Source organism: Streptomyces halobius (assembly GCF_023277745.1).
Classification (GTDB): Bacteria; Actinomycetota; Actinomycetes; order Streptomycetales; family Streptomycetaceae; genus Streptomyces; species Streptomyces halobius.
Genome location: NZ_CP086322.1, coordinates 878,643 through 896,118 on the forward strand (window position 1 = coordinate 878,643; position 17,476 = coordinate 896,118).

Sequence of the window (17,476 nt, forward strand, 5' to 3'; positions counted from 1 at the left end):
GTCATGCGATGACGTGTCAGCGGCCAAGGGCGTTGCGAAGCTGCTGTTTGTTCATCGAGGAGCGGCCGTCGATGTTGCGCTTCTTTGCCTCCTCATACAGCTGATCCTTCGTCGGCCCCTGGGAGTCGCTGTGGGAGCGTTCGCCACCGCGTTGCGAGGCGGACTTCCTGTCTTGAGTGGAGACCTTGCTGGCGGTCTTCGACTCACCGGAGCGCGCCCGCTCCTTGTTCACGGTGCGCGAGGCAATCTCCTTCGCCAGCTTTGTGGACTCGCCCCTTTGTTTGGCGCCTCCTTGATGTGCTCGTACTGACGCTCACGTTTCTTGCTCGAACCGGCAGGCATGATGTCCTCCTTGGCCCGGCCATTGATCGGCGTCGGCGTTCACGTCGATCAATGGCCGGCTGCGACGCAGTCCGCTCGTCCTGCCATACCTGGCACCTACCACTTCATCCCCAATAGCTGCACCGCGCTACTCGAAGCGTTCGGCAGCATCGGACTGCCCGGCTGGCTGAACGCTGCTGCGTGGGTGTCTTCCCCCGTCTCTGGGCCGCCCGCCCTTGGCTTCCTGGGCATACATGAGGGTGAGCGCACGCAAGCGCCCTGCTCAGCGACTCGTACGAGGTACACGCCATGCGCGGCCGGCAGCTACCGTCGACAGCAGAAGGCAATCGGTACGTGACCTGGTCCTGCGGGGCCGCTGCCCCGCCGACGCCGACAGGCGCGCAATGGAAGGGCTCGTCATGCGTGTGCTTCCGGCCGCTCCCTCGATCGAAGGGCTCACGGCTGTCGTCGCCGGCGGCTCGCGGGGACTGGGGCTGCTCCTGGCCGGCCAGCTGTTGCGGCGTGGCTGCGATGTCGTTCTCCTGGCCAGGGATGAGGCCGAACTCGGCAGAGCCGTTGGCAAGCTGGGACAGTGCCGCGACGGTGCAGTGCGCTGTTTTCGACAGGGTGAAGTAGAGCCACTGGGGCAGTGAGAGCGAGAGCCACTGCTTCGGCAACGAGATTGGGAGCCACCCTGCCTGATGGTGTGTGACATGCCGCGGATGGCGTAATCGAGGCTTTGGGCTGTTTGGCCGGTCACGCTGTGCTGCGTCGATCACGGTCATGTCAGGAGCCCGTGGGTGTACAGGTCGCGTGAGTGGATCTTTGAGCGGATTCGTCGTGATCGCCGGTTGGATCCGACGGTCCACAGGCTCCGTTGGTGATCTTCCAGAGTCAGGTTCTGGTGCACAGGGCAAGGACGTGACTCGATCGAATGGTGCCTCTGGGTGTCTCGGCGACCCAGTCGGCGATGCGGGTGCGGTTGCCGGCCATCGCGGTGAGTACGTGCTGAACGTGGGTTCTGGCGAGGCGCGGTTGCGGCTTCGGCGCAGGCCGCAGCCGACCCCTAGCGCCATCCGTCAGCCTCCACCAACATTCACCAACGGAGTCCCGGTATTGGGTCTAGTCGCTCGCTGGCGCTCACTCAAGCCTGACCGGTCTCGAATCGGCTGACCTTGCCGTCGCGCACGGTGAACCGCCAGCTGGTGCGCATCGAGCCCCAGCGGGAATTGGTGTAGTCGGCAACGAGTTCGGTGCCGCCGTCGCCGATGGACTCGACCTGCAAGCGTCCGTTGCTGCCGAAGACCTCCGACTCGGTCCACTGGCCGATGTTGCGTTCCACGCCGTCGTCGGACATGGTCGCGTCGTCGGTGAGCGCCGCGAAGAACCGGTCCTGGTCGTTGGCGTTGAGCGCGTCCACGAATTCCTGTACTACGGGATCTAGCTGAGTCATCCGGTTACCTCTCTCAGGTGACAGAGCATGGATAGTCATATAGCAAATAACTGGCGTCCAGGTCTTCAAAACCCCGGAACGGAGCCGAGTCCTCCAGTGCCATGCCTGTCAGGGACATAGCCCGAGAGGACCCGGGACCGCCAAGCTACCGGCACCCCACCACCACCCACCTCAGACACCCCGCGCCTTATCGTCACCGCGTCGGAAGTCACCCGATAGAGGTGGCTCCCAATCTCGTTGCCGATCATGGACCTGTGTCGCGTCCATCCTTTTCACGGATGGAGCAACGCGGCTCTCGCTCTCACTGCCCCAGTGGCCCTACTTCACCCTGTCGAAAACAAGTGCGCAGTGTTGTGTGCGATGTACGGGATGAGGCTGCGGTGCGCGACCGCCTCGCGGAGATCGCCAAGGACGAAAACGGGCTGGATATCGTCATCGCCAACGCCGGCATCATCCAGGTCGGCCCGGCCGAGGCACTCGGCCCCGATGGGTTCCGCGACGCGATGGATTCCATCTTCAATGGTGCCCTCAACACCGCGCTGGCTGCCCTCCCCCACCTTCGGCGCAGCCCGGCCGGCGGAAGGCTCGCCCTCATCGGATCTGTCGGAGGGCTGCTGGCGGTGCCTCATCTGCTGCCCTACTCCTGCGCGAAGTCGGCGGTGGCTGCGCTGGCCGAAGGGCTGTATGCGGAGGAGGCACCGCACGGGGTCACCGTGACCGGAGTCCACCCCGGCCTGATGCGCACGGGGTCGCATGTCCATGCCCTCTTCGGTGGGGACCGGCGCCGGGAGTACGCCTGGTTCTCGGCTCTGGCTGGGGCTCCTGTCCTGTCCATGAATGCCGTGCGGGCAGCGGACTGCATCGTGTCCGCGCTGCAGCGGCGGCGTCCACGCATCGTCCTGACGCCGATGGCCAAGCTCGGCGCCACGGCGCATGGGGTGGCCCCGGTGACCATGACCCGGCTGCTGTCGGCAGTGGCCCGCGTACTGCCCCGCAGCGGAGGCCGCGGCACGGTCGACGGCGGGACGGTTGTCGCTCAGGACCAACCGCCGGCCCAGCGGCTCCGCGGTGTGCTCGGTGTCCTCAACGAACGGGCAGCCGATTACTTCAACCAGCGCTGACGGCGATGAGGACCTTAGACCGAGCCGTTGCTGTCCAAAGCCGGCGCCGCAACAGGAGCCGGGACGTCCGCGGGTGCCCCATCGATAGGACCGTGCGGAATCCGCCCATACCACTTCCCGCAACCCCACCCGCCGGTCCCACAGGCGGCCAAGCCCACCTCCGCGATCCCGACGGCGGGCGCCTTCTTGCTCCGCTTGCCCCAGCGCCTCCTCGTCCCCACACGGCGCGCGTTCGCGCTGTGCCGCGGATGTGTCCGGCTTTGAGGAGCGTCGCCTGCTCTCTCTAGGCGGGGGTCATCCGGATCGTTCCGGCTTAGCCCTTGCCTGGTGGGTCTTTGTCCTCTCAAGTGGTTCTTTCGTCGGATTGCCGCAACGCTGGAACCGGGAGCCGTGGCAGGAGGTGACGTATGAACGCCTGTACCGCCACTCTCGTCCGGCGGCGTCCGCTGGTGACACTCCCCGGCGTCTACACGCCCCAGGACGACACCCGGCTTCTGTTGCACGCGCTGTACCGGGAAGGCGTCGGCCCCGGTACCGAGCTGCTGGATCTGGGCACGGGCAGCGGGGCCCTCGCCCTGGGTGCCGCACGCTGCGGGGCCCACGTCACGGCCGTGGACATCGCATGGCGGGCGGTATTCACTACCTGGATCAACGCCCGGCTCGCCCGGTTGCCCCTCACGGTCCGCCGCAGCGATCTGGCCACGGCCGTCCGCGGCCGCACCTTCGACCTGTTCGTCAGCAATCCGCCCTACGTGCCCGCGCCCGGCGTCAGCCTGCCCCGGGGAGCGGCGCGGGCGTGGGACGCCGGATGCGACGGGCGGCTCCTGATCGACCGCATATGCGACCTGGCACCGGCGGCGCTGCGACCCGGCGGGGTGCTACTGATGGTCCACTCCGGACTGTGCGGAGCCAGCGACACCCTGTCGCGGCTGGGCCGAGCCGGATTGCGGGCCGAGATCAGTGACCGTACACGCATTCCTTTCGGCCCGGTCCTGCGCTCCCGTCTGTCGTGGTTGCGCAGCACCGGCCTGCCCCACGGGGCCGGAGGCGGGGCCGGACAACTTGTGGAACTCACAGAGGAACTGGTGATCATCCGTGCCGAACGTCCCAGAGCATCCGCGCCGTACTGAGCGCCCACGCCGTATCACGATCGTGTGGGACGGTCCGCTTCTGGTGGAAGGCCCGGTGGAAGTGGTCGGTGACGACGGTTCCGTAGCCGTCTCCGAACGATTCGTCGTTGCCCTCTGCACTTGCCGGCGCAGTCATTGCTACCCCTGGTGCGACACCAGCCACCGGCGGCGCGCCCGTCCCGCTCCTCAAGGCAACGCGCCATGAAGTCAGCAGGCGCCAAGGCTCCCGGGGTGCCTGCTCCACCGGACGGCTGCCCACGGCTGCCCCGTCCGCAGGGAGGGCTCTCGGAGGCAGTGCTCTCATCCCTGCAGACAACCGGAGCTGGCCCGCTGCCGGCTGCAGCGGATATCCAGCGCGCCGAGCCGTACGGAGCCGACCTCCAGCTCGCCCTGTACGCGCTCTACGAGCTGCACTACCAGGGCTTCGCCGGCGTGGACGACGACCGGGAATGGGATCCCGATTTGCTGGCGGTGCGGCGCTCCCTGGAAGCGGTGGTCCTCCGCGCCCTGCGCGCCGACGTCCCGGCCGTCGGGGCGGCGGAAGCGTTGGCCAGTCTGCTGGTTGAACCAGCCAGCGACGACGGCACCGGCGTCAGCCACTACCTGGAACGCGACGGCCAGCTGTGGCAGCTGCGGGAGTACGCGGCACTCCGCTCGCTGTACCACCTCAAGGAGGCCGATCCGCAGGCCTGGGTCATCCCCCGGTTGCGCGGCCGCGCCAAGGCCGGCATGGTCGCCGTCGAATTCGACGAGTTCGGTTCCGGACGCGCCGAGGACATCCACGCCAAGCTCTTCGCCGACCTCATGGCGGACCTCGGTCTGGAGACCGCGTACGGACACTATGTGGACCTGGCGCCCGCCGAGGCACTGGCCACCGTCAACCTGATGTCGCTGCTCGGTCTGCATCGGTCGCTGCGCGGGGCGCTGGTCGGTCACTTCGCCACCGTCGAGGTGACCTCGTCACCCGCGGCACGACGCCTCGCGGACGCCATGCGCCGCACCGGCGCCGGCCCTGCGGCGGAGCGGTTCTACGACGAGCATGTCGAGGCCGACGCGGTGCACGAGCAGGTGGTGCGCCGGGAGGTCATCGAGGGTCTACTGACCGACGAACCCGGCCTCGAACCCGATGTCGCCTTCGGCATCAGCGCCACCGGCCTCCTTGAGGACCGGCTTGCCGTATATCTCCTCGACGCCTGGCGACACGCCCGCAGCGCACTGCGAGCGTCACTGCCCACAGCCGAGGGACAGTCCCACGCTCAGCCAGGAAGGCAGGCGTAGGCAGAGACGCCAGGAGCATCAGAAGACAGACTTCAGGAGGTGTACGCACATGGACGAGACCGTCGTGGGCAAGACCACCGTGGCCGCCTCCCGCGCGTCCTTGGCAACGGCCAGGGTCCATCTCCTCCGCTCGGCCGTCACAAGGTCCCAATTGCCCGCCGACGGGGCGGGATGGGCACGTTTCGCCGCCCACTGGGAGGAGCTTTCCCCGGACAGGTACGCCGCTGAACAGGGCACCTGCCGACTGCGCCGGTACGGCCAGTTCTTGTCGACTCCCGCCACCGGCGAACTGACCCCCTTACCGCACGTCCCCTTCGCACAGCCAGCACGCACCAACCCGCTCTACGAGGGAGTCGACCGGCACTTCGAGCCGCTGACCGAGGACTTCGCAGCCGACCCCGTACTGCGCGCCGTCCTGAGGCTCTTGGGGCGCCTCGCGGGCGCCCTGGACGCCCACCACCTGGAACGCCAAGGTCCATCCGTTCCGGGTCGTCGCCGCAGCCGACGGTGAAGGACACCCCACGCCGGCACCGCGATGGCGTCACGCTCGTCTCCTCGATGCTGGTCGACCGCAGCAACGCCATCGGAGGCCGGAGCACCATGTACGCCCCCAATGGCCGAGAGCTGCTGTCGGTCACCCTCGATGAGCCCGCTGCGCTCCTAGTGTCGGACGACCGCAGCACTCTGCACAGCGTCTCCCCCATCCGGCCGTTGGACCCGGCGCGCACCGCTCACCGGGACGTGCTGGTGACCACGCTCATCCCACAGAGCCATCCGGCACCGTCCCGGGCTGCCAGCCCCCCCGGCCGGGCGAACAGGTGCTGATGGAGTGGCCCGGTGACTCGCCACGGTCGTGAATCCGCTGAGATCCTTCGGCAAGAAGATCGGGCCGAAGGCCAAGTCCTCGCCCCGTTACCGGCTCCTCGTACAGCTCCACGGCGGCTGACTGGACGGCAGCGTGAAGCCGTCTGGCGGGGCAGGTCAATCGTCTAGCGAACAGGTCGCACCCATTGGCTGGGCCGCAGCTCGCTGGGGAGGCAGACCATCGAATCCGGGTAGGGATGGACCATGCCACGGATCACGGCGGTGGTGAGCGGCCTGCCGATGATGGCCTGGCGGGCCCCCGGGCGGGGACCGTCGGTGGTGTGCGTTCACGGCGCCGGAGTCTCCAGCCGGGTGTTCCAGCCGTTCATTGAGGTGCTCGGCCGTCGCCACGACGCGTGGAGCATTGACCTACCCGGGTTCGGTGCCAGCAGCGGGCCTACGCGCCCCCTGGGCCTGCGGGCGCTGGCCGACGCGGTCGCCGAGTGGCTGACCGCGTCGACCTGGACCAGGTGGTGCTGTGCTCCTCGGTGGGTCCTTCGGCTGCCAGGTGGCCGTCGTTGCCGCCGCCCGGCATCCGGACCGCATCGCCGGGCTGGTGCTGGTGGGACCGACCGTCGACCCCGCCGCCCGCAGCTTCGTCCGCCAGCTGTTGCGCTGGCAACAAGCTCAGTGACGCCTGTGGGCCGTATCTGATGCTCCGCCGAAGAGCCGGGCCAGAGCTCGGAAGGGCAGTGTCACAACCGTGGCTATCGCACCACCGATGGCACGGAGAACGTCTGCGATCGCCTTCAACATACGCATCCCTCCATCTCACTTCTCAAGGATGCCAGGCAGCGGACCGGTGCGACACTGGCGGAGGCGAGCGATCAGACATCCATCACCTGCCCGGCCACCCCGGGGCTGCCGGGACCGGCCGGTTCTGGTTGGGCCCCGGACCGGCCCGGCAGCCTCACGACGTCTTCAGCGCAGCGTGCGCCGGTGCCGGCCGGAGCGCCGCAGGTGCATTCCCAGGTACACCAGGGCGGCGACGAACACCACGATCCCATGAGCAGGTAGAACAGTCCTTTGGCAACGGCGCCGATGATGCCCGGCACGATCGCTGCGATGACGAGGATCAGGAAGAGCGTCGTGGCGTAGGGCACCTCCTCGACGGAGCCGGTCAGCGGCGGGCGAGCTGCCGCTCACCACTCGCGCCGCTCTGGTAGGGCAGGCCGTAGTGCGCGAAGACCGCGGCCTCGTCCTCGGCAGGCAGGACATCGTCCGTGCCGATCGCCGGGCACTTACGACTCTTCACCAGCGACCGGTCGTAGTCGACCTTGACGTAGCCCGGCCCCACGATCGCCCCGGTGCGGGTCGCGCAGCCACACAACGCGGTGGGCTCTAGGGCGTGTATCGGAAGTGCCTGGTGAGGATGGTGGAGAGCCCATTTGTGATCCAGAATGCTCGGGTGGTCACGCTTGAGACTCCCCGATTGGTCCTGCGCCGCTGGCGCGAGGATGACGTTGTGCCCATGACTGCTGTCAATGCCGACTCCGAGGTCATGCGGTGGATCGGTGACGGCAGCGTCCGGGACGAACAGCAGACTCGAGACGGGATCGAGGTAATGGAACGCGAGTGGGAGGCACAGGGCTTCGGCCTGTTCGCCGTGGAGATCCGCTCCACCGGCGAGCTGGCCGGGTTCACTGGCCTTTCGGTCCCCGACTTCTTGCCGGAGGTGCTGCCAGCGGTTGAGGTCGGCTGGCGGCTGGGACGTTCCCACTGGGGGCAGGGCCTGGCCACCGAGGCCGCTGCGGCCGCTGTGCGGTTCGGGTTCGAAGACCGAGGGCTGAAGCGGATCGTCAGCATCGCTCAGGTGGGCAACGACGCCTCCGAACGGATCATGACCAAGCTGGGGATGCATCCGGTCCGTGAGACCGTCGATCCCAGCTGCGGTCGGCGAGTGCGGGTGTTCGAGTTGTCGTCGGACCAGTACGTCACAGCCAATCGTTGATGGCCGCGACGAGGACGGTCGCCTCGTAGCGGACGGTGAGTTTCTCGTAGCGGGTGGCCACTGCCCGATGCCTCTTGAGGCGATTGATGCCGCATTCGACCGCGTGCCGAGCCTTGTAGTCCTCGGGGTCGAACCGCGGCGGCCGACCGCCACTCGACCCGCGTTTCTTGCGGTTGCGGACTTGATCGGCCTTGTCCGGAATGGTGCAGCGGATACCGCGTCGGCGCAGGTAGACGCGGTTCTTGCGGGAGGCGTATGCCTTGTCGGCGCGGACCCGGTTGGGCCGGGTGCGCGGACGACCGGAACCCAGGCGGACGACACGGACCTTCTTCAGGACGGGCTCGAACTGCGGGGAGTCGCCGCGCTGCCCGGCGGTGATCACGATCGACATGGGCTTCTGTCCCTGTTCGACGGCCAGGTGCAGCTTGGTGGTCAGGCCCCCTCGCGAGTGTCCGAGACCGTGGTCGTCCGGCTCGACGGTGATACCGCCGGGCGGTTCCTTTTGCAAGTCCCCCTTTTCCGCGCCCCGGCGGCGTGCTGGTGGGCCCGGCAGACGGTGGAGTCGATGTTGAGGTCCCAGGTGATGAGTTCCTTGGCGTCCGCCTGGGCCTGCAACGCGGTGAAGATCCGCTGCCAGGTGCCATCTAGCTGCCAGCGGCGGAACAGGTCGTACACCCGCCCCCAGGGCCCGTACTGTTCCGGGATGTCCCGCCACGGCGTCCCGGCTTGGGTCCGCCACCGTATGCCGTCGATCAGCTGCCGCCGGGTCCATATCGGCGGCCGGCCCGGCTTCTTGCGCTTGGGCAACAGCGGCTCCAGCCGAGCCCACTGTGCATCCGTCAGATCTCCACGTGCCATAAGCCAAGATCATTCCACGCTCAAGATCCACTTTCGATACACGCCCTAGTTCGCGGACCCGTCCGTCGTATGTGGCGAACTCGAAGTGGGAGACGTAGTCGCCGTGCGGGTCGGGTATCGGCTCGACGCGGTTCGGCGGCAGCAGGTCGAGGCGGGTGATCGTGCCCGCGCGGCTGCGGGTGATTTCGACGAACGCACCCTTCTTGGAGAGCAGCAGTTGCGCGCTGAACCGCTTCTTGAAGACGGTGACCCGCTCCAGCGGATTCGCCTGGACGTTCAGGACGTGCAGGAGCGGGTGGTCGGTGAGGGTTTCCGCGAACTGGCGCTCGTCACCGCCGCGCCCGATCTCGACGGTGAGCGCACCGGGATGCTTGGAGATCGCTTTGACGCTCTTGAACGTCCAGATGCTCCGCTCGTACCCCTCCTGGATGACGCGATCGAGGCCCCAGCCCGCGGCGCGCTCTTCGGTGCCCCACACGGTAGTGGTGCCCGCGTAGGTCATGGAGACGTACGTGTTGCCGATCGGCCCGGCGGGCTTCTCCTCCGTCGACAGTGGTAGCGCCGTGCGCGGGAGGGGGAGGCGGCGAAAGCTGGGCAGGAACTGGCGTGGCATCAGGTCGCCTCACTGGCCAGCCACATGCCCGCCGCGCAGATGCCTGCGCCGACTTCGACCCACGCCAGAGGCGGGCAGTACGCGAAGGCGCAGCCGACGGCGGTCGTAGTCGCGATGGCGCTGATGGCGCAGGCGACGACGCGGGAGACGTTGCTCCTCGGCGGTGCCGGGAAGCGGAAGGCCGCGAAGGTGCCCGCCGCGGCCACACTGGTGCTCAGCAGCGGGTGTATGGCGCCCAGAGCGACGAGCACGACGAGGATGCCGGCGGCGACGAGGACAAGTCCGGCGACTTCGCGGGCGATGCTTCGCGGCGAGGGTGTCTCAGGCGGTGTACTCACGGCGCGCACGATGGGGGCGGCGCCGGGTTAGTGTCGCGTGCTCGCACGTGGAGATCAGCGGGGGCGGCTAACCCCGGCCATGTAAGCGCCGATGCCGCGCCGCTGGATCTTCTCGCCGGGGATGACCTTGGCGCCCTTCGGGGGGCGGCGGGAGCTTGCGCTTCTTCCGCGTTGACTGGTCCCCGCCCACCCGGACGCTACGCCGCCGATATGTGTACCGACTTTGAGGAATCCAGCGCTAAGCGACCTGCGCGTCCAGCGCGGCGCGGAGCCAGTCGTCCGTGGCGCCGATGGTCGGTTGCGGGGAGGCGGAGGGGAGTTCGCCGGCGAGTTGCCAGTAGCGGTCTATGAGGGGATGCGCGAGCTGGGCCAGCTGGAAGCTGAGTTGGCGGCGGAAGGCGGGGGTGTCCCGCATGTTGCGCAAGCCGGCGTGGGCGGCGACGAAACAGTCGAGGGCTTCGCCCGCGTGCGGGGGCCGTTGGGCTCGTACGTGCGCCGAGGCGAGCGCGCACGCCTCGGTAAGCCCTTCGTAGAGGACGGCCGGGCGGCAGGACCCGTCGGGGGTTCGGGGTGCGAGGCGGCGGATGTTGATGTCGAGGACGCGGGTGTCCGTGGCGACGGCATGGAGTCGGGCGAAGGTCAGGACCTGGGACGGGGTCGGGTCGGCGGGGGGCTGCGGAACCGCCGCTTCGAGGAGCGTGGAGAGCAGGCGGGCCGGGAGCCGCGCGGGGAGTACGTGACGCCAGAAGCGGGCCAAGGCGTCCGTGGTGGGCGGGGTGTTCACAGCACCGATCAGGCGCAGGCGGTCGGCGCGTTCCTCGGGGGTGCAGTCGCGGAGAAGGTGGAGGGCGGCTTCCCGCCAGCGCAGAGTGGACAGTTGTGTGCCGAGTTCTCGTAGCTGCCCCGCGACGGCGCCCTCCAGGGCGTCCGTTGCGCCCGGCGCGTCCTCCTGGGCGAGGATCCGGTCGACCTGCGGCAGTGGCAGGTCGAGGGTGCGTAGCGAACGGATCAGGCGGAGTCGGTCCAGGGCCTCGGGGCCGTACCGACGGTGGCCCCCGACGCTGCGGATGGCCTCGGGCAGCAGGCCGCGGTCCGAGTAGAAGCGGACGGTTTTGACGGTGACGCCTGCCTGCTCGGCGAGTTCGCCGATGCTCCACATGCCATCAGGGGACGTGGGCACGGTCATGTCTTGAACCTCCCTCAGGGGGAGTTCCTACCGTAACGGCATGCGCGGCCGGGTCAACGGGGGGGCCGGCCGCGCGGCCAAGCTATGCGAGGAGGCGTTGATGACGGCGTATGTGCTGGTGCCGGGCGGGCATATGGGCGGCTGGCTGTGGCAGGACGTAGTGGATCGGCTACGGGAGCGGGGAGCCGAGGCGTACGCGGCGACGCTCACGGGCATGGGCGACCGCCGCCATCTAGCCGGTCCGGAAACGGGTTTGGAGACACATCGAGGATCTGGTGCAGCTCATCGATCACTTGGATGCGCCGGAGGTGGTGCTTGTCGCCCACTGTCACGGTAGCTTTCCGGCGCTGGGCGCCGCCGACCGGCGCCCGGAACGGGTGTCCCGGATCGTGTACGTGTCGGCGCCCCTGCCGATGGATGGCTTTTCGGTGCACGGCCTGGTATGCGAATTCGAGCCCGATCCGGCGGTCCGCGACGGGTGGCGGCAACGGTCCGAACAGGTCGAGGACGGCTGGCGGCTCCCCCCGCCGTCACTCGACGACGCGCAGGCCCGGAGCAGCATCGCGGGCGTCCCCGCAGACGCGCTGGCCCGGCTCGTCCGCCTGGCCGCGCCGCAGCCGCTGGGTACGCTCACCCAGCCGCTCCGGCTGTCGGGGGCCGCCGCCACGCTGCCGATGAGCGGCGTCTTCTGTACCGGCACGGGGATGAGCATCGCCATGGTCGAGTCCCTGGTGCGGTCGGGGGACTCTCGCTTCCAGGTGCTCACCGAGCCCCACGTGGCCTTCTTCGAACTCGACACCGGACACTGGCCGATGCTCTCCGTCCCGGACGGACTCGCCGGGGTGCTGCTCCATGCCGCCGCGGGCGAGGGGCAGCGGGTGACTGCGTAGTCCTGCTCAGCGAGAGCAGTGGGCCGCCTGCCTCGCTCTTGAAGCTGTGGCGGTTGGCCCGCAGGACGCGCTTTGGCGGCGCTGATGCTGCCGTTGACGGTGGTCCTCAACCTCGGCCGAGGTGCCGCGGAACTCGTGGCGGCAGCGCTCGCCCAGGCGGTCAACTCGGCGGAGGCAGAACCCAGTTCGATAACATTCCCTATCGTCAGTGATCACATTCGTATACAGACAAGGGCGGGCCAAGATGATGGATGGGTATGGGCGCGTTGGAACTGCGACTGCATGCCTGGTCCTGACCCTTCTCATCATCCCTCTGAGTTCCGGCTGCAGCTCAGGCGGTGGGCAGCGCAGCAGCCCATCCAGCAAACCGGCGGGTGAAGGCAAGCCCTCCCCACAGCCTGTGGTAGTCCTGTATACGAAGGCTCTGGAGCGCGCGCTACCCAACCAGTACAGCATCCCGTCTGATCTGGGGGAGCAACGTGTCAGAAAGGCGTGGGAAACCGCTGACCCGACGATCTGCCAGTCGGAAACCTGGCCCCGCCGTTGGTGTGCGAAGGCAGTCGCCGTAGGAAGCGTTGGGTTCACGAACAGTGTAGACCAAGAACTCTCCGTACGGCTGCTCTCCTTTCCCGCAAGTAAGACAGCTGACGCCTTGTTCACGTCCAAGTTGACGGTGGATGAGATAGGCAACAACCCTCCCGGAGACGAGATCGCTGGGATTGAAGTCCCCTCGAAGCAGGGCTGGATGGAAAAGATCATCAACGTGCGGCAGGGAGGAGTGATCGCGCAAATCAAGTACACATGGCGGGAAGGTGTAGGCGTTCCCTCTACCAGGATCATGTCCATCATCAAGATGATTGTCGACAGGATCAAGCAGGTACAGCGCGGCGGCGCTCCTATTGCCTCCGCCCGGTAATTATCAGCACTTTTGAACTGGATTACATGGTGGCGATATACGGCCGGTGGATTCGTTCACTCAAGCAGTTTCAACAGCGGTTGTTCGCCGTCTCGAGGGCAGCTGGATCGGGTGGGGCGCTCGTGAACAAGACGGAGTCAGGGGACGTACCCACCCAGGGATATGCAGAGGTCAACCTGCGGAGCGGGGGCACCATGCTTGTGAAAGATTCTCGCTTCCATGTGGCGAGCTGTCTGACGCAGTGAGGTTGCCGCAGCATCCAAAGCGCCAGCCCGTTTTCAGCAAAGGTCGGGGGGTCTGCGCCATGCGCGTGCGAGCCAGGTCTTCGACGTTGAAGTGGATCCGTATGGCATGTGGCCATTGTGTTGCATCGGCGATGTTCGGGTCAGGACGAATGTCGTCGTGCTCCGGCCTGGTTGAGGGGGAAACCTGATAACACAGCAACGGAACGAGCACCCGGCTGACACAACTCGTTCCCAGAGACGTACGAGGGCCTACCTGCGGATGTCACGAGGTGCCCTGTGCTCGACAGGTATCGGCCAGGCGCCTGGCCGGGACGAAAGAACGTTTCGATGGGCGCGGCTCAGGAATGAAGGATTGGTGGAATGATCGAGCGTAGTCACGACGAAGACGATGGATCGATCAGTAGCAGCGTCAGCCGGTGGAAGCGTCTGGCTGCGCTGACCGTGAGTGGCGCGCTCCTGGCCGGGGTCGCCCCGCTGGTCACCGCCAGCCCGGCTGAGGCGTGGGCCCAGGATTGCCGGAAGTATCTGCGGAGCAAGGGCTACCGGGTACCCGTCCCTGGCAAAGCCAACACGTACTGCGGCTACGCCGAGGACTATGGCACGAGCGACCAGGGGCCCGAAGACGCCTACCTTCTCTACTACTGCAGTAACGGGTTGAAGAAACTCGGAGTAAAGAAGAAGCACGCATCCACGGCGTGCTACAAGGGCACATTGATCTGATCCCGCGAAGAGGCGCTAGTAGGGCTTGGTCAGGTGCAGTTGTCGGTAGCGTGTCCAGATGATCGGTTGTTGCGTTGATCGGTTGTGACGCCTGAGGAGTTGGCTGCGGTCCGGCGTGATCTGGAGGATTTCGCGGCGGATGTGTTCGAGCCGTTCGCGCGTGCGGATCAGCGTCGGTGGGGATCGGTGTATCTGCGCGGGCTGCTGACGCACCGATGGCTGCTCGGCTTGGTGAGGACGGGAACCGGCAGGCTCTGGCCCACTTCATCACCTCCAGCCCGTGGGACCCGGCCCATGTGCGAGCCCGGCTCGCCTGGAGGATGCAGCACGCCATCGGGCCGGCCGCGTTGATCATCGATGACACAGGGTTTCTCAAGGATGGAGAGGCGTCGGCGTGCGTGTCGCGGCAGTACACCGGCACCGCGGGCAAGGTCACCAACTGCCAGGCCGGCGTCTCGCTGCACCTGGCCGCCGACCATGCTTCGGCCGCGGTCGACTGGCGCCTGTCCCTCCCGGAGACCTGGGACCCAGGCTCGCCGAAGGCCGATCCCGCCAAGGTCGGCCGCCGCGTGAAATGCAGGTCGACGAGACACGGTCGTGGGGCTCATGAGGGTCTCGTGGCCGTCCTCGAACCGGACCCGGTAGGGAGGCCCGCCGTTCTCTCCCAGCACCTCGATGACCTCCGCCGTCCGGTCCTGCTGACCGACGATCCGGCCATGGACAAGGAGCCGGTCACCCACGCTCGCCTGCATTCTCGTCCTCCTCGTACGTCTTGGGCGGCCTGGGGCCGAACACCGCGGACGTACCCATGCCGGGCGGGAGGTGTGTGCGACGCCACTCGAATGATGCGGTGCCGGCCCCGGCCGGCGGGCGAGGTGCCGCCCCGTGACACTTTGCCCGGCCGGTCCCCGCCCTGTCATCACCCGATTGGCGGCCCGGTCACGCCCTGCTCCGCGGAGGCGACGGAAAGCGAGGTCGGGCCCCGGGGCCGATACTGGGGTGAGCATCGCGGGTACTGCCATCGGACCACGGCGGGGAGTCACCCCGGGCGGCCGTGTGGTGTCGCCCGCTCGGCAGGCACAAGGTGGTGGTGATGGACGCATCGCTGTCGACGTTCAGCGAGGGGCCGGAGGATCCCTTCGCCGTGCGTCGCGCAGCCTCGGTGGTCCTCGATCCTCGGGGGCGTGTCGTCGGGTGGAGCGAGCGGGCCGAGGAGATGCTCGGCTATGCGCCCGAGGAGGTGCTCGGCCGGGCGGCGGACGACGTCCTGATGGACTTCGAGGACCGTGGTGTCGTCCTGGCGGCGGTGTCGGCCTGCCTGCGTGACCAGGGGTGGTTCGGCATCGTGCCGGTCCGGCACCGCGCGGGTCACCGGGTGGAGATGGGGTGCCGTGCCCGGGTCGTCCTGCGGCCCGATGCCGGCTACGAGTGGTACGTCGTCGCTGCGCCGGCGCAGGAGGTGATCCAGTGGGAAACCGATCGGTCGCTCCTGGACGGGCTGTTCCGCCGCTCCCCGATCGGGCTGGCCGTTCACGCTCCGGACCTGAGGATTCTGCGGGTGAACCGGGCGATGGCGAAGTTCAGCGGGGTCCCGACCGAGCTCCACCGTAGCCTGCGCGTCCGCGACTTCCTCTTCGAGGCCGACGCGGAGACGGTGGAGGCCCGGCTGCGGCAGGTGCTGGAGACGGGGAAGTCCTTGATCTTCGCCGAGCAGCCCGTCCGTATCCTCTCGGCCCCCGGCCAGGAGCTGGTCGCGTCGTCGTCGACGTTCCGGATGCAGGATTCGGCCGGCCGGGTCCTCGGCGTGGCGCAGACGGTCGAGGATGTGACCGACCGCGTGCAGGCCCGTCGTCGCCTGGCGCTGCTCAACGAGGCCAGCGCCCGCATCGGGACCACGCTGGACGTGGCGACCACCGCCCGTGAACTGGCCGAGGTGGCCGTGCCCGACCTGGCCGACTATGTATCCGTGGACCTGCTGGATCCGGTGAACCGTGGCGAGGAGCCGGTTCCGGGGACGCACGGAGAGATGCGCAGAATGGCGATGCGCGGCATCTCACCGGAGGCGTCGGAGGTGATGTATCCGGTGGGCGAGATGATTCCCTTCCCGCCTCAGGCTCCGCACCTCCGGTGCCTGGCCGAGCGCCGACCGGTCTTCGAAACGTACCGGGCCAGCCAACTTCCCTGGCTGGCCGAGGACCGCGAGCGGGCCGAGCGCGTGCTCAGCGAGGGGCTCCACTCCTTGATGGTGGTGCCGCTGGCCGCGCGCGGGCTGGTGCTGGGCACGATCGGCCTGTGGCGGTCGCGACGGCTGGAGTCGTTCGAGGAGGACGACCTCACCCTCGCGGAGGGATTCGCCTCCCGCGCCGCGCTGTGCATCGACAACGCCCGCCGCTACACCCAGCAGCATCAGGCGGCGCTCACCCTCCAGCACAGCCTGCTCCCCGCGGAGGTCCCCGGACACCCGGCGGCCGAGGTCGCCCACCGCTACCGGCCGGCCGACCCGGCCGCGGGCGTCGGCGGCGACTGGTTCGACGTCATTCCGCTCTCCGGTCTCCGCGTCGCCCTCGTCGTCGGAGACGTGGTCGGCCACGGCACCCACGCCGCCGTCACCATGGGGCGGCTGCGCACCGCCGTCCACACGCTGGCCAACCTCGACCTCGCGCCGGACGAGATACTCGCCCACCTCGACGCCCTCGTGGACCGCCTGGCGGCCGAGCAGGACGCGACCGATATGTCCTCCCCGCAGCTGATCGGTGCGACCTGCCTCTACGCGGTCTACGACCCGGTCTCCCGCCGCTGCACCATGGCCCGTGCGAGCCATATGCCGCCCGTGGTGGTCACCCCGGACGGACAGGTGAGCATCCCCGACATACCCGCGGGCCCACCGCTCGGCCTGGGCGGGCTGCCGTACGAGAGCACCGAGCTGGAACTGGCCGAGGGCAGCCTTCTGACGCTCTACACCGACGGCCTCCTCGAGCTCCGCCGACAGGACCTCGACGACGGGCTGGCGCGGCTGCGTACGGCGCTGACCGCGCCCGCCCGCACGCTGGAGGAGACCTGCACGGCGGTCGAGGAAGCGATGCTCCCCGAACACCCCGCCGACGACGTCGCCTTGCTCATCGCCCGCACCCGCGCCCTGGCGGCGGAGAAGGTGGCCACCTGGGAGCTGCCCACGGAGCCGACCATCGCCGCCGAGGCACGCAAACTGGCGACGCGTCAGCTCACCGCATGGCAGCTGGACGAGATGGCCGTCACCACCGAACTCATCGTCAGCGAACTCGTCACCAACGCCTACCGCTATGCCGAGGGACCGATAACCCTGCGACTCACCCGTCACCGCGACCTCATCTGCGAAGTCTCCGACAGCAGCAGCACCGCCCCGCACATGCGCCGGGCCCGCACCACGGACGAGGGCGGCCGCGGCCTTTTCCTGGTCGCCCAACTCGCCCAGCGTTGGGGCACCCGGTACGTCCGCGACGGCAAGACCATCTGGGCGGAACAGCCGTTGCGGATGACTGGGCCGCAGAGGGACGGCCCGGCGCGGGGGGTGTCCGACCCCAGATCCATGGTCTGGCACGGGCGTTGAGCTGTC

At 68.2% G+C, this 17,476-nt stretch carries 20 protein-coding genes and 5 pseudogenes; 16 read left to right on the forward strand and 9 right to left on the reverse strand.

Translation table 11 applies throughout. The features are described 5' to 3' along the window. Positions 1-16: 16 nt before the first annotated feature. Positions 17-342: pseudogene (locus tag K9S39_RS04080) on the reverse strand (plasmid stabilization protein). A 398-nt stretch (positions 343-740) separates the two neighbouring features. On the opposite strand from K9S39_RS04080, the gene K9S39_RS04085 reads away from it, so the two are divergent. After that, positions 741-974 (forward strand): SDR family NAD(P)-dependent oxidoreductase, encoded by a 234-nt coding sequence (locus K9S39_RS04085; RefSeq protein WP_248861970.1) that lies wholly within the window; start codon positions 741-743, stop codon positions 972-974. Between the two features lie 491 nt (positions 975-1,465). Here K9S39_RS04085 and K9S39_RS04090 read toward each other — a convergent pair whose 3' ends face one another. Then, a complete protein-coding gene (locus tag K9S39_RS04090; protein WP_248861971.1) occupies positions 1,466-1,774 on the reverse strand; it encodes a nuclear transport factor 2-like protein in 309 nt (102 codons plus the stop codon). A gap of 278 nt (positions 1,775-2,052) precedes the next feature. On the opposite strand from K9S39_RS04090, the gene K9S39_RS04095 reads away from it, so the two are divergent. The 8 genes and pseudogenes from K9S39_RS04095 to K9S39_RS04120 all read left to right on the forward strand — a co-directional run bounded on the left by K9S39_RS04095 (position 2,053) and on the right by K9S39_RS04120 (position 6,801). Then, positions 2,053-2,895, forward strand: a complete 843-nt coding sequence (locus tag K9S39_RS04095) for an SDR family NAD(P)-dependent oxidoreductase (protein WP_406707866.1) — start codon at positions 2,053-2,055, stop codon at positions 2,893-2,895. A gap of 407 nt (positions 2,896-3,302) precedes the next feature. Then, positions 3,303-4,025 carry a HemK2/MTQ2 family protein methyltransferase gene (locus K9S39_RS04100; protein ID WP_248861972.1) on the forward strand — a complete coding sequence of 241 codons (723 nt, stop codon included), beginning with the start codon at positions 3,303-3,305 and terminating at the stop codon, positions 4,023-4,025. Positions 4,026-4,086: 61 nt separating this feature from the next. Beyond that, positions 4,087-4,230: a CDGSH iron-sulfur domain-containing protein gene (locus K9S39_RS42735; RefSeq protein ID WP_406708120.1), complete on the forward strand. Its 144-nt coding sequence runs from the start codon at positions 4,087-4,089 to the stop codon at positions 4,228-4,230. Further along, the gene (locus K9S39_RS04110; protein ID WP_248861974.1) at positions 4,227-5,303 is read left to right on the forward strand and encodes an iron-containing redox enzyme family protein; all 1,077 of its coding nucleotides are present in this window, start codon (positions 4,227-4,229) and stop codon (positions 5,301-5,303) included. The genes K9S39_RS42735 and K9S39_RS04110 overlap by 4 nt, the downstream gene beginning before the upstream one ends. A 49-nt stretch (positions 5,304-5,352) precedes the next feature. Further along, entirely contained in the window at positions 5,353-5,814 is a 462-nt protein-coding gene (locus K9S39_RS41940; protein WP_283112271.1) for a 2OG-Fe dioxygenase family protein, read from the forward strand. After that, complete coding sequence (locus K9S39_RS41945; protein WP_283112272.1) at positions 5,811-6,128, forward strand: 2OG-Fe dioxygenase family protein; 318 nt, start codon at positions 5,811-5,813, stop codon at positions 6,126-6,128. The genes K9S39_RS41940 and K9S39_RS41945 overlap by 4 nt, the downstream gene beginning before the upstream one ends. Positions 6,129-6,410: 282 nt before the next feature. Next, a pseudogene (locus K9S39_RS42740) lies at positions 6,411-6,599 on the forward strand (alpha/beta fold hydrolase); the annotation flags it as partial. Positions 6,600-6,645: 46 nt separating this feature from the next. Beyond that, positions 6,646-6,801, forward strand: coding sequence for an alpha/beta fold hydrolase (locus tag K9S39_RS04120; protein WP_248861975.1), 156 nt, complete (start codon positions 6,646-6,648; stop codon positions 6,799-6,801). Here K9S39_RS04120 and K9S39_RS41950 read toward each other — a convergent pair. The 3 genes and pseudogenes from K9S39_RS41950 to K9S39_RS04130 form a co-directional block, all read right to left on the reverse strand. Continuing rightward, the gene (locus tag K9S39_RS41950) at positions 6,795-6,923 is read right to left on the reverse strand and encodes an LPFR motif small protein (protein WP_283112273.1); all 129 of its coding nucleotides are present in this window, start codon (positions 6,921-6,923) and stop codon (positions 6,795-6,797) included. The two genes, K9S39_RS04120 and K9S39_RS41950, sit on opposite strands and share 7 nt — an antisense overlap. A 71-nt stretch (positions 6,924-6,994) precedes the next feature. Then, complete coding sequence (locus K9S39_RS04125; RefSeq protein WP_248861976.1) at positions 6,995-7,270, reverse strand: hypothetical protein; 276 nt, start codon at positions 7,268-7,270, stop codon at positions 6,995-6,997. A 17-nt stretch (positions 7,271-7,287) separates the two neighbouring features. Continuing rightward, positions 7,288-7,470, reverse strand: a pseudogene (locus tag K9S39_RS04130) (PRC-barrel domain containing protein); the annotation flags it as partial. Between the two features lie 105 nt (positions 7,471-7,575). Between K9S39_RS04130 and K9S39_RS04135 the strand changes: the two are divergent. Beyond that, entirely contained in the window at positions 7,576-8,118 is a 543-nt protein-coding gene (locus K9S39_RS04135; RefSeq protein WP_283113437.1) for a GNAT family N-acetyltransferase, read from the forward strand. Here K9S39_RS04135 and K9S39_RS04140 read toward each other — a convergent pair. Further along, positions 8,102-8,976, reverse strand: a protein-coding gene (locus K9S39_RS04140) for an IS5 family transposase (protein WP_406707865.1) whose coding sequence is annotated in 2 segments (ribosomal slippage) — positions 8,102-8,586 and positions 8,586-8,976 — 876 coding nt in all. Because the reading frame shifts where the segments join, the coding sequence is not laid out codon by codon here. The genes K9S39_RS04135 and K9S39_RS04140 overlap by 17 nt on opposite strands. Positions 8,977-9,079: 103 nt before the next feature. On the opposite strand from K9S39_RS04140, the gene K9S39_RS04145 reads away from it, so the two are divergent. Beyond that, a complete protein-coding gene (locus K9S39_RS04145; RefSeq protein WP_248861978.1) occupies positions 9,080-9,535 on the forward strand; it encodes a hypothetical protein in 456 nt (151 codons plus the stop codon). Positions 9,536-9,588: 53 nt separating this feature from the next. On the opposite strand, the gene K9S39_RS04150 is transcribed toward K9S39_RS04145, so the two are convergent. Next, positions 9,589-9,927 (reverse strand): hypothetical protein, encoded by a 339-nt coding sequence (locus K9S39_RS04150; RefSeq protein ID WP_248861979.1) that lies wholly within the window; start codon positions 9,925-9,927, stop codon positions 9,589-9,591. Between the two features lie 238 nt (positions 9,928-10,165). Continuing rightward, a complete protein-coding gene (locus K9S39_RS04155) occupies positions 10,166-11,113 on the reverse strand; it encodes a MerR family transcriptional regulator (protein WP_248861980.1) in 948 nt (315 codons plus the stop codon). Between the two features lie 275 nt (positions 11,114-11,388). Between K9S39_RS04155 and K9S39_RS04160 the strand changes: the two genes are divergently transcribed. The 4 genes and pseudogenes from K9S39_RS04160 to K9S39_RS42295 all read left to right on the forward strand — a co-directional run. After that, positions 11,389-12,003 (forward strand): alpha/beta fold hydrolase, encoded by a 615-nt coding sequence (locus tag K9S39_RS04160; protein WP_248861981.1) that lies wholly within the window; start codon positions 11,389-11,391, stop codon positions 12,001-12,003. A gap of 652 nt (positions 12,004-12,655) precedes the next feature. Next, a complete protein-coding gene (locus K9S39_RS04165; RefSeq protein ID WP_248861982.1) occupies positions 12,656-12,919 on the forward strand; it encodes a hypothetical protein in 264 nt (87 codons plus the stop codon). Between the two features lie 605 nt (positions 12,920-13,524). After that, on the forward strand, positions 13,525-13,884 hold the full coding sequence (locus K9S39_RS04170) for a hypothetical protein (protein ID WP_248861983.1): 360 nt from the start codon (positions 13,525-13,527) through the stop codon (positions 13,882-13,884). A gap of 84 nt (positions 13,885-13,968) precedes the next feature. Further along, positions 13,969-14,462 (forward strand): annotated as a pseudogene (locus K9S39_RS42295) (IS701 family transposase); the annotation flags it as partial. 21 nt (positions 14,463-14,483) lie between these two features. On the opposite strand, the pseudogene K9S39_RS04185 reads toward K9S39_RS42295, so the two are convergent. Further along, positions 14,484-14,636: pseudogene (locus K9S39_RS04185) on the reverse strand (DUF1918 domain-containing protein); the annotation flags it as partial. Positions 14,637-14,977: 341 nt separating this feature from the next. Between K9S39_RS04185 and K9S39_RS04190 the strand changes: the two are divergent. After that, positions 14,978-17,470: a SpoIIE family protein phosphatase gene (locus K9S39_RS04190; protein WP_248861984.1), complete on the forward strand. Its 2,493-nt coding sequence runs from the start codon at positions 14,978-14,980 to the stop codon at positions 17,468-17,470. The last annotated feature ends 6 nt before the right edge of the window (positions 17,471-17,476 follow it).

Coding starts and splice junctions, on each gene's coding strand:
- K9S39_RS41940 (WP_283112271.1), top strand. CDS start 5,353: ATGGACGAGACCGTCGTGGGCAAGACCACCGTGGCCGCCTCCCGCGCG.
- K9S39_RS04095 (WP_406707866.1), top strand. CDS start 2,053: ATGGAGCAACGCGGCTCTCGCTCTCACTGCCCCAGTGGCCCTACTTCA.
- K9S39_RS04090 (WP_248861971.1), bottom strand. CDS start 1,774: ATGACTCAGCTAGATCCCGTAGTACAGGAATTCGTGGACGCGCTCAAC.
- K9S39_RS04155 (WP_248861980.1), bottom strand. CDS start 11,113: ATGACCGTGCCCACGTCCCCTGATGGCATGTGGAGCATCGGCGAACTC.
- K9S39_RS41950 (WP_283112273.1), bottom strand. CDS start 6,923: ATGTTGAAGGCGATCGCAGACGTTCTCCGTGCCATCGGTGGTGCGATA.
- K9S39_RS04190 (WP_248861984.1), top strand. CDS start 14,978: ATGGACGCATCGCTGTCGACGTTCAGCGAGGGGCCGGAGGATCCCTTC.
- K9S39_RS04170 (WP_248861983.1), top strand. CDS start 13,525: ATGATCGAGCGTAGTCACGACGAAGACGATGGATCGATCAGTAGCAGC.
- K9S39_RS04110 (WP_248861974.1), top strand. CDS start 4,227: ATGAAGTCAGCAGGCGCCAAGGCTCCCGGGGTGCCTGCTCCACCGGAC.
- K9S39_RS04085 (WP_248861970.1), top strand. CDS start 741: ATGCGTGTGCTTCCGGCCGCTCCCTCGATCGAAGGGCTCACGGCTGTC.
- K9S39_RS04100 (WP_248861972.1), top strand. CDS start 3,303: ATGAACGCCTGTACCGCCACTCTCGTCCGGCGGCGTCCGCTGGTGACA.